The 14,162-nt window shown below is 28.8% G+C and carries 10 protein-coding genes; 3 read left to right on the forward strand and 7 right to left on the reverse strand.

All coding sequences use genetic code 11. The annotated features are described in order from the left end of the window. Window positions 1-29 precede the first annotated feature (29 nt). The gene (locus CBLAS_RS06965) at window positions 30-653 is read right to left on the reverse strand and encodes a thioredoxin fold domain-containing protein (RefSeq protein WP_172658195.1); all 624 of its coding nucleotides are present in this window, start codon (window positions 651-653) and stop codon (window positions 30-32) included. A gap of 77 nt (window positions 654-730) precedes the next feature. Beyond that, the gene (locus tag CBLAS_RS06970) at window positions 731-3,100 is read right to left on the reverse strand and encodes a cytochrome C (RefSeq protein ID WP_193852730.1); all 2,370 of its coding nucleotides are present in this window, start codon (window positions 3,098-3,100) and stop codon (window positions 731-733) included. Window positions 3,101-3,267: 167 nt separating this feature from the next. Between CBLAS_RS06970 and CBLAS_RS06975 the strand changes: the two genes are divergently transcribed. From CBLAS_RS06975 to CBLAS_RS06985, 3 genes are all read left to right on the forward strand, one after another. Beyond that, a complete protein-coding gene (locus tag CBLAS_RS06975) occupies window positions 3,268-3,918 on the forward strand; it encodes a response regulator transcription factor (RefSeq protein ID WP_106872368.1) in 651 nt (216 codons plus the stop codon). After that, window positions 3,911-5,704: a sensor histidine kinase gene (locus CBLAS_RS06980; RefSeq protein ID WP_106872366.1), complete on the forward strand. Its 1,794-nt coding sequence runs from the start codon at window positions 3,911-3,913 to the stop codon at window positions 5,702-5,704. Before CBLAS_RS06975 ends, CBLAS_RS06980 begins: the two co-directional genes overlap by 8 nt. Window positions 5,705-6,173: 469 nt before the next feature. Continuing rightward, window positions 6,174-6,374, forward strand: a complete 201-nt coding sequence (locus tag CBLAS_RS06985; RefSeq protein ID WP_106872364.1) for a hypothetical protein — start codon at window positions 6,174-6,176, stop codon at window positions 6,372-6,374. 188 nt (window positions 6,375-6,562) lie between these two features. Here the strand turns inward: CBLAS_RS06985 and CBLAS_RS06990 are convergent, their stop codons facing one another. The 5 genes from CBLAS_RS06990 to CBLAS_RS07010 all read right to left on the reverse strand — a co-directional run bounded on the left by CBLAS_RS06990 (window position 6,563) and on the right by CBLAS_RS07010 (window position 14,128). After that, window positions 6,563-7,993: a type I restriction-modification system subunit M gene (locus CBLAS_RS06990; protein ID WP_106872362.1), complete on the reverse strand. Its 1,431-nt coding sequence runs from the start codon at window positions 7,991-7,993 to the stop codon at window positions 6,563-6,565. A 1-nt stretch (window position 7,994) separates the two neighbouring features. After that, window positions 7,995-9,218, reverse strand: a complete 1,224-nt coding sequence (locus tag CBLAS_RS06995; protein WP_172658196.1) for a restriction endonuclease subunit S — start codon at window positions 9,216-9,218, stop codon at window positions 7,995-7,997. Between the two features lie 2 nt (window positions 9,219-9,220). Then, complete coding sequence (gene drt4, locus CBLAS_RS07000) at window positions 9,221-10,855, reverse strand: antiviral reverse transcriptase Drt4 (RefSeq protein WP_106872358.1); 1,635 nt, start codon at window positions 10,853-10,855, stop codon at window positions 9,221-9,223. Window positions 10,856-10,864: 9 nt separating this feature from the next. Next, window positions 10,865-13,561, reverse strand: coding sequence for a type I restriction endonuclease subunit R (locus CBLAS_RS07005; RefSeq protein WP_106872356.1), 2,697 nt, complete (start codon window positions 13,559-13,561; stop codon window positions 10,865-10,867). Between the two features lie 306 nt (window positions 13,562-13,867). Then, entirely contained in the window at window positions 13,868-14,128 is a 261-nt protein-coding gene (locus CBLAS_RS07010) for a hypothetical protein (RefSeq protein ID WP_106872354.1), read from the reverse strand. Window positions 14,129-14,162: the final 34 nt, after the last annotated feature.

Consider the following 14,162-nt stretch of genomic DNA (forward strand, 5'->3'; position numbering starts at 1 on the left):
ATTCAATATATTAAATTTATAGTTTTCATTTATCTATCTTTTTGTCTTATTTCTATACCATTATCAATATAAAATTCTTTTAAAGCTTGATAGACTTCACCGTTTTTTCTATTTTTATTTTTCCATTTTTTCTTTAACATAAAATCCATAGTTGTTAAAAATTGTTTTGTTGGCATATATCCAGGAACTATTATAATAGCTTTTCCAACCTTATCTGTAAAGATTAAAGTTGGAGTTGCTTTAATACCATATATATCTATAATTGTTTTGGTATCTACATCTACAAAATCACCTTCATGAAATTGTTTATGTCTTAAGTTTTCATAAGAGTTAAAATAATATGAAGAAAAAATATTTTTTAATTTTTCTTGCAAATCTTTACTATTTGCTATATCTTTTTTTAGCATATTTGAATATGGGTCTAAATTTGCGCCAAAAATTAAAATCATTTGTTTGTCATTTGGATCAATTTTTGCAACATCCTTAAATGTTTGATTTATAATATCATCATAACTATTTGATATTTCATCATTATCTAGATTTGAAGTAAAGATATTTTGGATTTTACTTTCACTATTAGCGCCACTAGTTTCTGTTAATAACATTACTACTAAAAACATAGGAGCTAATATTAATAAAAAAATTTTAATCATTCTTTTCCTTTAAATTTTAAACTTATCTTATAGTCTATAGCCAAAAGAAGAAAATATTTTCTTCTTTTGGATCTATTTTACTTTACTGTGTTCTTGATTATATCATTCATCTTTTCAATATGCTCTTGTGCATTTAATTTTTTATCTGAGTTTAACCTATCCCATAGTTTTTTATTATCCATGTTTTGATGACAACCAACACACAACCCAACCTTCTCCATAGTATCTCTCATACTTTGGTCAAGAGGCCTAGAAGATGGCCAATGAGTACCAACTGTTTGAAGTTGTTTTCCATCCCTGGTAACAACTTGTGACCAATCATAATCCATACCAGGAATAGCTTTCATCTGAACTTTTTTATTAGATGGTACAAATTCACCTGTTCTTAAATCTTGAATATCTATATAAATATCCTTATCTTGCTTAGTCATAAAATCACCATCATTAATTCCATATCCCAAAGCTTTAGGATTAGTATGACAAGACTCACAAGTCCTAGCTTTTTTACCTGTTGTATGAGGTTGCGCTGGAGACATATCTGTTCCTGCAACTAAAGAGCCTTTTGGTCCATCTGGAACTCTAGCTTGTTTATTAAGAATTAACGTCTCACCATCTGGTCCAATTACTGTATAAGTAACTTGACAACCTGGTATTATTGGGCTCACAAGCCCTTCGCCATTTATTCCTAGTATTGGATCTTCCCATCTAAGATAAGACCTAGTTTCGCTCGGTTTACCAAATAGCTTTTTACCTTTTGTTCCAAGAACTGATTCAGATGTTTCACCATTTTTAAAACTAGTAGAACCAGATGCTATCCAATCGGTAGCAGTTTTGCCATTGCTATAATCAACTTTAACATGACATCCATAACATTGTGGAGCCCAATCAGCATGACATGAATAACACTCGAGCTTATCCATATGTGATTGAACTTTATTCATTGCTATATCAGCATCTAAAGATTTCCAAAAATCATGTTTTGCCTTATGTTTCAATAAAGGAACTTCAAGATCTTTTCCAGAAGCCAAATGAGCTATAACTTTATCTTCATTCTTGACTTTTATAACATTACCAAGAGGGTTGCCCCTTGCTGATAACAAATATCCATCTTGTTTATCATATACCGTTCCTTGGGTCATGAAATATGGCAATTCTTGAACTACACTTCTTTCCTCATTTGAAAGTTTAATATCAAATTTTTCTCCACGTCCAATTTTTAACTCCCATGGAAATTTATCATTTGTACCATGACAATCAGAACACTCTATTTCTACCTGTCCCAATGTTGTACCAAACAACGTTCCATCTCCATGCATATCAACTGATGTATGACAATCTTGGCAAGTCATTCCGGCCTCAAAATGCAAGTCTTCTTTTAAGTGTTTATATCTTTTGCCATGATGCTTGGATTGAGAATCTCCATCTTCAGTTAATGGTGATCCATAAGGTTGCTCCATTAGACCAACATATGATACACCAATTCTCTTTCCTCTATTGTGACAACTATTACAGGTTTCTGGGTGGATTCCACTAAATTCTACACTTGAAGGAGTTTTTACTTTAGCCTCTCTTGAACTTTGGATCATATGAACTAATAAATGTCCGGGCTCTTTTTTGTCTATAGTAGGATCTTTTCCCTCATATAAACCCTCATTACTATAAGGAATATGACAAGAAGAACATCCCATACCTCTCCAGTCACCTCTTCCTTTTCTACCTCTTACGCCTATATGGCATCTTTGACAATCAGATCTTTGATATGTTATAGAAGCCATATATCCAATTTCATCTTTATTTTTTCCAGTAAAATCTTGTGGACCTTCTGCTGGCAATGGTAGTTGTTTAAGTTCGGTTGGAAATTGGTCTGGATACTTATCAATCATTTTAACCATATAGTCCTTATATACCTTTGTTCCCCAAGCCGGCTCTTTTCCATCTTCATCTTTTACATCATAATTTGCATATTTAACCTTTTTAGTTGGCTCACTTCCCCATGAATGTAAATTCCCCTGGATTTTACCAGCTTCAGTAGCCATTAATGATTTTTTAGTATTTGCTATTGTATCTGAGTGACATATACCACAAGTTTTATCGACAACCCACATTGATCCAGGATCTCTAACAAATGTATCTAATCCTCCAGCATGATCCACCGGTGCACCCTCATGGGCTGCTTTTGCAGTTCCTTTTTCAGGATTACCGCCATGACAAACAACACACCCTGCACTATCTCCAAGAGACTGGCCAATAGCTAAAATTTGCTGCATCATATCAGACTTATCATCCCTAATCGATTCAATGCCACTATGGCACTTAATACAGGAATCCCCGCCCTCAACAGCGACCATTGAGGCTTTACCTTTTCCATGATCATCTTGAGCAAAAGAGATAATTGGTATAGTGATTAAAAAAACAATTTGTGCTATTTTTAATACCAAATTTTTCATCTTGATCTCCTCCTTTTAGTTATATAAGATCTATCACTTAAAATAATAACAAACAAAAGTGCCTATAAAGTGCTTAATGGAATTTAAATGAATATATAATTAATTTTAATTGCAAATTTACTTTATATCAAAATTTAATGGTATAATTTTTCATAAAAGGGTGTATTATGAAAATACTTTTACTAGAAGATGATGATTTTATTTGCGAACAGGTAAAAAACTATTTTGAACTAAATGGTCACCGTGTGGACTTTTATAATGATGGTCAAACACTGCTTGATAATGCTGATTTAACCATATATGATATATTTTTACTAGATATCAACACACCTATAAAAAATGGCATAGAAACTCTAAAACAGATAAGAAAAACAAGCGACACGCCAGCCATTTATCTAACTGCTATGAATGATTTAGAAAATGTAAAAGAGGGTTATAGTGCAGGCTGTAATGATTATGTTAGAAAACCCTTTATGTTTGAGGAACTAGAACTTAGGATAAACAAACTTATGCACAAAGATAGTGCAAAGATTATGGATATTACAAATAACTATTCATTTGATTTAAACTCAATGCAACTGTATTATAAAGAAGAGATTGTTGAGCTAAATTCTCAAGAAAAAGAGCTACTTTATCTACTTGTAAAAAATATAGGCACAGCAATGAGCCCAGAAGTTATAATAAACTATGTATGGGAAGGTAAGGATATTTGCGATAATACATTAAGAACTAAGATTAAAAAATTAAGAGAAAAATTAAGGGAAAATTTTATAATTAATGTTAGAAATATAGGCTACAAGATAGAAAAATATGCCTGAAATAGAAAAATTATCAAAAGAGCATAAGAAATTTGGATTTAAGCTATTTTTATCCTATATAACTTTTACAATACTACTTATAATCTCCATTACCATTATACATATACATCTCTCAAATGACTTAAATTTGCGTGATTTTGAAAGAGAAGCTGCTTTGCAAAGTAGTGAAAAGAAAAAAGAGTTTGATACTTTTTTCAAGAAAAAGGCTGACTCTGTTTTAGCAATTGCCAAAAATGAGTATTTTTTAAATTTCATAGAAGATAACTCGTATGAATACTACATAGACCTGCTTTTGCTAACTATAATGGATGCAAACAAAGACTATATGCAGTTAAGATTTCTTGATAAAAATGGTGTTGAAAAAATACGATTTGAAAGAGATAATCAATATGATGAGCCATATAAAAATCTAAATTTACAAGACAAATCAAACCGCTACTATTTTACAAGCTCAAAAGATATCCCAAACCATGCTGTTTGGTTTTCTCCAATTGATTTAAACATAGAGCATGGCAAGATTGAAAAGCCAAACAAAGCAGTTGCTAGAGTTGCAACTCCTATCTACATAAAAGCTAAATTTCAAGGAATTTTGATAATAAATATATTTATCCAAGACCTCTTAGAGAGCATAACAAAATCTACAATTTATGATATGTATATAACTGACATGAACGGATACTACATAAAGCACAAAAACAAAGAGCACGACTGGTCTTTTTATGACTCAAAACATAGACTTGAAGATGATTTAACAACTAAAATGGTTGAAAATATAAATAAAAACAAGCAAAAAGCTAAAGTGCTTAGCGACACAATCTACATACAGCCTCTAAATTTAGGAAAACAAAAGCTAAATCTGCTTCTTATAAAAAGTGAAAAATCAAAACAAGAGCTAACAGATAATAACAATAAAATGGTAGTAGCAATTTTGATATTTTCCTTTTTTATGTCAATCATCTTTAGTATGATTTTTTCAAGCCCTTTAAAAAAGATGTATGAAATAGTCGTTTTACAAGCACAAAAACTAAGGGAACTAGCTATAAATTTAGACAAAAAAGTGCAGATAGAGAGTCTAAAAAACGCAAAAAAAGATAGACTTTTACAGCATCAAAACAAATTAGTTGAACTAGGCGATATGATAGGAAATATAGCCCACCAATGGAGGCATCCAATTACAAGACTCTCTCTAACTTTGCAAAATTTAAAGGAATTTCAAGCAAAGGGAAAACTAAAAGATGAACTTTTAGAAAAGTCCTTAGATACATCTATGCACCAGATTGAATTTATGTCAAATACCATTGATAACTTTAAAGATTTTTACAGAAGTGATACTGTTAAAAAAGAGTTTTTTGTGCAAAATGCAATTGATTCTATTTTAAAAATAATAGGACCAACTCTAAAACATAACAACATTAAAATAAACATTTATGACAAACAGCATACTTCCATTTATGGTAACAAAAATGAGTTTTCCCAAGTTTTGATGAATCTAATAGTAAATTCCAAAGATGCCTTTGTAGACAAACAGATAAAATCACCAAATATAGATATAAATATAGAAAAAATAAACACCCAAATTCAAATTCAAATCTCAGATAACGCAGGCGGTATAGATGAAAAAATCATACCACATATATTTGATCCATATTTTACAACTAAAGAGAAAAAAGGCACTGGTATAGGGCTTTACCTAGCTAAAGCAATTATAGAGGAGAAAATGCAGGGCAAAATTTTAGTCCAAAACCGACAAGATGGCGTTGCTTTTACCATTATTTTAAAGCAGTGAATTTGTAAATAAACCTGACATATTTAAATAACAAGACCTATTTATATAAATTTATTATCAAAATACTTTATAATTGATTTGCGAACTTTTTTAATGATTTTAGATACTTTGGCTTATCTTAAAACTTCTTTTATTAAAAATAAAAAGATTAAATTTGTTTAAAAACTACCAATTGAAAGTTATATATTGACCCGACTTTTTCTACCTAGTCATCCTGAGGGTTTACCCGAAGGATCTAGTTTTAAGTTAATACTTGTTTTTTGTTTAAATTTATAAAATAATTAAATTAAAAAAATTATGAGATTCTTTGCTTCGCTCTGAATGACAGTAAGAGCCTATGAATGACTAAAAAATACTATGAATGAAAAAGTAGATATTCTAAAGGATTGAAACCATAACATCTGCTTTTTTGTCTTTTGCAATATATCTGATTTATATTGATCCGAACTAATTGGTATGAATTTTCACAGTGGAAAATAACTCTAAATTTGAGATATTTATAGGAACTGCTCATCTAAGAGGAAAAGAGCTTAAAAACTTAACTACTTTAGACTTAGGCATAGAAGTTGCATTTGCAAAAAATATGAAATTTAGTTTATCATATGAAGAAGCCTATAATAGTGATTCAAAATCAAATGGTGTAGATGCTAAATTTTCTATATCGTTTTAACAACCTACCCTAGCTCCTTATTTGAATGTTTGAAAAATAAAAAATATAATGTATAAATTTAATCTAATACATAGACAATTTCTTTAAAATTTTCATTATATGATAATGCTTTCTATAAAACAAATCTAACAAAAATATCTCATTGGGGGTTACACAAGTGCACCTTTTTTTATTATAAAATACCAAAACTAAACATCTATTTTTTTAAACTCATCTAAAGCACTTTGTAAATTCTGTAAAATTTCATCTAACACGAATTTTGGCTCGGGTAAATTTTCTAAATCCTGAAAAGAGTCGTCTTTAAGCCAAGTTATGTCAAGATTTGTTTTTTCTCTTGATAATACTTCATCAATGCTAAACTTTTTAAATTTCTCACTCTCCTTGCGTTTAGTTATATCTTTTGAGTTGTAACATTTTATAAAATCTTTTAAATCGCTTTGTTTTAAAGGGTTTGTTACAAGTGTAAAATTTTGATTAGTGCGAAAATCATATATCCAAATTTCTTTTGTCGCATACTCATTACTAGTTATAGTAGTTTTATCAAAAAACAAAACATTTGCCTTAACCCCTTGTGCATAAAATATACCAGTTGGAAGCCTTAAAATAGTATGCAATCTAAAACTACTAAGGAGCCTTTGTCTTACTTTTTCTCCAGCTCCTCCCTCAAATAGTACATTATCAGGAAGCACTACAGCTGCTCTGCCACCTATTTTCAAAATGCTCATTATATGTTGTAAAAAATTTATCTGTTTGTTTGATGTGCTTATGATAAAATCATCTCTTTCATAACTATCTTTTTCTACACTAACTCCGCCATCACTATCCATAACTTTTGTTGAAGACTTTTTACCAAAAGGTGGATTTGTAAGAACCATATCATACCTTGTTTCGCCTAAACTAAGTAAAGAATCTCCTGCTTTTACTGGACTTGTATCCACACCTATGTCATGCAAATACAAATTCATAGCACATAAACTAACCACAAGTGGAGATATATCAGTTCCACTTAAATTTTGTTTTAAATTAGATAATTTCTCCTTATCTTTGCTCTGTTTTTTCATATATTCATAAGCAGCAAGTAAAAATCCACCTGTTCCACAAGCAGGGTCGCGAATACTGTCATCTATATTTGGTCTCATTACTTCAACTATCGTGTTTATCAAAGCCCTAGGCGTGAAATACTGCCCAGCACCACTTTTACTCTCAGTTGCATTTTTTTGAAGTAATCCCTCATATATCACACCTTTTACATCCACATCAAGCCCCATCCAAGTCTCATCGTTTATCATACTCACAATTCTTTTTAACTTTGCTGGCTCATTTATCTTATTTTGTGCTTTTTGGTATATAGTACCTATAATTCCATCCATTTTAGAAAGAGTTGCAAGAGCATTTGTATAAGCACTCTCTAGACTTTCACCATCAAGAGATTTTATATACTCCCAAGAGCAATCTTTTGGTATTTTGGAAACTGAGTTTAAATTTTTAACTCTCTCATCATCCATCTTTAAAAATATAAGATAGGTAAGTTGCGATACATATTCTGTATAATTTACCCCACTATCTCTTAATACGCTTGCATAGTTCCAAACTTTGCTTACTAAGTTGTTTTCACCCATTTTAATCCTTTACTAACTCACCATTAAAAGCTTTTTGTAAAATACTTTGTTTTAAGACTTTTGCTTTTTGTAAATTTTCTTCTATCAAGCTTAATGTGCTATCTGCAACTTTAAACCTTTTTTCTATTTCTAAAACTATTTTATTTTGCTCATCAAGTGGAGGAAGTGGAATTTCAAGATTTTCTATGAACTTTATCTGTAAGTTTTTTACTGTAGACCCAACAGCTAAACTAGATAAATTTTCATAAGTTTTAAAGCTAGTAAAAAAATAAAAAACATAGTTTTTACATATATCTATTTTTGGATAGAACACAAGCCAGCCATCGTGAATTGCTCCTTTTATTTTAGATATATATGGTCTACCATAACTCATAGAATTTGTTAAAAGCAAATCCCCTGCATTTACTTCTCTGCTTTTTTGCAAACCACTTTTTATAATTTTTTGTTTTGTTTTAGTTATGTATTTTGAGCCATTATCAACATCTCCAATTTTTATCCAATTAATACCATCTTTATCATCTGTTAAAAAATCTTTTATAGGGCGTGGGGAACCTCCGCGATAAATATTAAAAACTTCCCCAAGCTTTTTAATCTGCCAATGTTTTGAATTTGAATTTATCAATTTACCATTAAATGCATCGCTTAATACTGATTGCTTGTATGTTTTTATAAGCTCTTTTGATTTTTCAAGTTTTAAAATAGCAAAATCAATCTTTTCAAAACAATCTTCTATTTTTTCAACAATTTTATTTTGCTCATCAAGTGGAGGAAGTGGAATTTCAAGATTTTCTATGAACTTTATCTGTAAGTTTTTTACTGTAGACCCAACAGCTAAACTAGATAAATTTTCATAAGTTTTAAAGCTAGTAAAAAAATAAAAAACATAGTTTTTACATATATCTATTTTTGGATAGAACACAAGCCAGCCATCGTGAATTGCTCCTTTTATTTTAGATATATATGGTCTACCATAACTCATAGAATTTGTTAAAAGCAAATCCCCTGCATTTACTTCTCTGCTTTTTTGCAAACCACTTTTTATAATTTTTTGTTTTGTTTTAGTTATGTATTTTGAGCCATTATCAACATCTCCAATTTTTATCCAATTAATACCATCTTTATCATCTGTTAAAAAATCTTTTATAGGGCGTGGGGAACCTCCGCGATAAATATTAAAAACTTCCCCAAGCTTTTTAATCTGCCAATGTTTTGGAATGTTATTCATTTTTATTCTTTATTTTTTGTATTATTTTTATAATTTAAATTTATTTTTTCAAAATTTATAAAAGAAATATCATTATCTTGCAATTGCTTCCAATCTTTACATTTTTGTAAAGATTTATCTTTTTCCATTTTTAAAACTTCATATGCAAATAGCCAGAATTCATCATTTAATACTTTAATATTATTTTGGTCTACGATGAATTTTTTAGCAATGTTTACATATTTTTTAAATTTATCTTTATATTTACTTAAATTCTTTTTATCATATAAATAGCAAAGTAGCATAAAAATACAATCTTCTTGTTTATTTGCTTCTTTGATTAAATTTTTATGTTTAAGTTTAAAATTATATTTTAATGAAAAATATATAGCATAAGACATAAGTTCATAATTGTTTGTTCTAATTCCTAAACTAAAAATATCATCAGAAATTTGACTAGTTTTTTTTATATCCATATTTATATTATCAAAAATCTTTTCTAATAAAATGACAAGATATGGATAGATTAAAAGCAAATGATGAATAGTATCTATAAAGTATTTTTCTGCATTCAATGACATTTTTTCTCTGAGTAAAATTTTAATAGCATAGTTTAAAATAGCAGCATTATCTTTATTGTTTTTCATTAATTCTACTCCTGTATCTAAAAGCAAACAAACATCTTTATAATTAATTTTCTTAATATTAGTATTTGACTCAAGATAATGTTCTAATTTAAATAGTTTTAATTTTCTAACCCATTCATTATTGTAAGGAATTGGTAATTCTACAATTTCAGTTTTTTTATGATTTAAAGATAAATCAAATTTCTTTAATTCTTTTGACAAATCTATTAAAAATTGATCTGCTTTTTCTTTTGTTTCTACATAGCAAGAATAGTCATCTATATTTCTTATGTATTCATATTTTTTGGAAAGCTCATTGTCAACACACACTAAAATAATTTCAGAAATTACATTGGAAGTATGCGGTCCTATTAGTAACCCATGGGTTTCATTATTGTTCAGCCATGTTGTTGATTTATCTATTTGGTTATACCATTCGTTGTTTTTATTTTTATTTTTCTTGGCTTCTTCTTTTCCAATCAAAGCCCATGCTATAGAATGTGTATAGATACTAGGAAAACAATTTGAAATATCAGCTTTTACTAGATATTTTTTTCCTATAAAAATTTTTTGTTCTGGATTTCCATCTTTTTTATGAGTTTTGTAGTTCATTTCAAATATTTTTTTACTATCAAATATTTTTCTGATATGTATTCTACTAATTTTATGCTTATCATCTTTTGTTTTTTCTTTAAAATGTTCTCTTAGATTATCCCAATTTTCTTTTAAAATTTTACACTGTTTATAGTATGCAAACGGATTTGGTATTGCTAGAAGTCTAGGAATATTTATATTTCTCATGTTTTCATATTTTATATATAAAAAACTTTTCTGCTCAAAATTTATATCTTTATTATTAACAAAATTAAAAAATATTTCAGATGATAAAAAATTTGGTATTTTATCAGCAAAAAGACCATTAGCCAATAAGCCTTCAAAAAGTTCATTATCCGATATTTCACTTAAACATTCGTAATAACTTTTTATTTCATCTAAAGATATTTCATCTATAGTTAAAATATTGTTTTTCATTGTTTTCCTTTACGCCACTATAGCTAAATTTAAATCATCTAACAAATCATCAAAATTTGAAAAAAGTTTGTTTGCTTTAAAAATGCCACCTTTATCGCCTAGTAGCTCTTGTATGTCGTTTTTATCAAGACAAGAATTTGTTATTATGTAGTCTTTTATAAGCCTTAAAAACTCCATTTGTTCATCGCTAAAACTTATACCCTTATTTATCTGCCTACCACACCAAAGCTCAAAACGAGAATTTGCAACTGAACTAAATTCAACTAATTCATCATTAAAACCAATGGCAAATTTTATAAGTTGTATGAGATTTGTTAAGCACTCTGCGATGCTAACTTTCTTAGTTCTTACTTTATTATCTTGAATTACATAGTATGCTTCCCAAATTTTTTCAGGTTCTAAAAGTGAGGTTTTTAGTTTCTCATCAAGCTCTTTTATAAGTTTATATGTAAGAGATTTATTTTTGTAATTTGTATTATAAATTATGCTAAGAGCCTCTATTTCATCTTTGTTTTTATCAATAAAATCTTTAAAGCTTACTATAAGCTCTTGTGCTTTTTCTTTACTAAAATCAGCACTTACAACCTCATCAGTTGAAACCAAATCTATATAAATTTTTGATTTTGAACTAAGGTCAACTAAAAGTGTTCTAAGAGCTGGGGAATTAAATGGTTTTACAGTAGCATCTTTTAATGCATCTATTTCATCTTGAGTTTTACTTATAGTTTTATCACCATCAAGAGTATCTAAAATTTCATTAGTTATATTTGACAAACTTTTTCCATCTGTTAAACTTTTGATTTTATTTTTATCATCGTTATTTATATTTGCCTCTATTCTTACGATCCTACCTGCTAATGTGCTAAGAGTATCATCGCTTATATCGCCTTTTGCAACATTTTCTAAAAGTTTTTTTAGACTTAAACTTTTTTTTCGCTCAAGTGTAGATGAGAGACTTTTTTTACTTTCCGTTACTCCTACTGCGTCTATGATGTAAAATTTATCTTTTGATATAGCATTTGGGGTTATACTTTGTAGGTCATTTGAGTTTATAGTTCTAACGCCTCTTCCTTTCATCTGCTCATAATAAATAGAAGATTTAACATCTCTTAAAAAAATTATTACCTCAAGAGCTTTTATATCTGTTCCTGTGGCTATCATATCAACAGTTACTGCTATACGAAATTTAGGGTCTATTTTAAAAGCTTTTATAAGACTTTCTGGATCTTCATTTCCTATGTTGTAGGTTATCTTTTTGCAAAATTCATTTCCTTTGTTAAATACTTCCCTTGCTAGTCTTGTTATGTTTTCTGCGTGATTATCATCTTTGGCAAATATCAAAGTTTTTGGTACAAAATTTGGCTCACGTTCTGGAAAAAGCTGTGTAAAAATAGAATTTTTATAACACTCTAAAACGGTTATAATTTGATTTGGAGCTAAAACAGAATAGTCAAGATCTTTAGAAGAGTACTCTAAGTCTTCATCTAAACTTTCATATCTTTGCTCTCTAGTTCTTTTATCTATCGTAGGAATTTCTCCTGCCTCAATGGTGCTGCCACCCTCTGAAATTTTAGTTTTAATCCTAAAAATATTGCAATCAACATTGATTTTATCAACAATAGAGCGTTCCAGCGGATAAGATGAAACCAAATTTTTATTAAAATATCCCAAAGTTTGTTTTGAGGGAGTAGCAGTTAGTCCTATCAAAAATGCATCAAAATATTCTAAAACTTGTCGCCACTCTCCATAAATACTTCTATGACACTCATCAACTACAATAAAATCAAATGTTTCAATAGGAACTTTTGGATTGTACACAACATTTTTTTGTTGGACTGGTTTGGTTTCAAAAGCTGAAATTTCTTCATTTACTTCATCATATTCTGATTCATTTTGCAACATAGAGTATAATCTTTGTATAGTTGTAATAACAACTTTTGCATCTTTATCTATAGCATTAGTGCTTAAGTGCTGAACTATATAAACTTCGCTAAATTTACGGTTTTCATCACTTAAATGAAAATTTTCAAATTCTTTTTTTGTTTGTCTTGCTAGGTTGTTTCTATCTACCAAAAATAGTACTCTTTTTGCATTTGCAAATTTAATTAATCTATATATAAAATTACAAGCAGTATATGTTTTACCAGCACCTGTTGCCATTTGTATAAGTGCTCTTGGTTTTAGATCACGAAGTGAGTTTTCGACTGAACTGATTGCCTCAAATTGACAATCTCTTAAATTTGCCCTATTAAGTGTTGGAAAATTTTTAAACTTATTCCTAAGAGTGCTTTGTTGATTTAAAAGTTCTCGTAAAAATTCAGGTTTATGAAAGGCAAATATTTTTCTAGATCTTGGATTGTCATCCTTTAAATTTGTAAAATAAATCTCTTTTGAATTGCTTTCATATAAAAATGGTAAAGGATTTTGGTAACACCTTACATTTTTTGGTAAATTATTTGCGTATTTTATTGACTGGTTTTCTACTCCGCTTAGTGATGTTCCGCTCTTTTTTGCTTCTATGACACCGCAAGCTTTTCCATCTATAAAAATTAGATAATCAGCTTTAGTGCCATCTTGCATAACAAATTCACGAACAGCTATTCCAAGAGATGCTGTTCTATTAAATTCAACCATATCTTGAATAATAAAACCAGCACTAATAAGTAATTTATCAATATCTATTCTAGCAACATCTTCAGGATTCATACCAACAACTTAAATTTAAAATAATACTTTAATTATATCAAAAAATTAAAAATTTAAACTTCCTGTGATAATATAAGCAAACATAAAAATTTACTTATATTATCATCTGCCCATATCTAGTGTGTTGTGATGTGGTTTTATTGTTTTTTCTATATTTAAAGAAATATTAAATTTTTTACAAAATTCATTAATTGTTAAGCATTGTAATATTTATTAGAAATACTTCGAACAACTCTCCAAAATGCAGATTTGTTGCTATTGTATCCATTGTTATTATTTTTTGTATCATTTACCCACTTAATTTGATCATTTATAGTAAAAATTATTTTTTTCATTATTTATATCAAATAATTCATCAACATTTATAGAGTTACTAGTCCATCCATTTGTAGCTTTTCCTACAAATAAAATTCCATCATCTTTATTACATGGATAATCCTTTCCCCGTTGAAAGCAAAAAACTCTAGTATTTATTTTTTCTAAAATATGCCTTAACTCACTTAGCATTTCTGCATATAATGGATAAATTTCTTTTTTTATATTATTGATATTGGCATTGCTATCCATGAATACACCTTTTTATCTTAAAAGATGTTTTATT

This window comes from Campylobacter blaseri (assembly GCF_013201895.1).
In the GTDB taxonomy this organism is placed as follows: Bacteria; Campylobacterota; Campylobacteria; order Campylobacterales; family Campylobacteraceae; genus Campylobacter_B; species Campylobacter_B blaseri.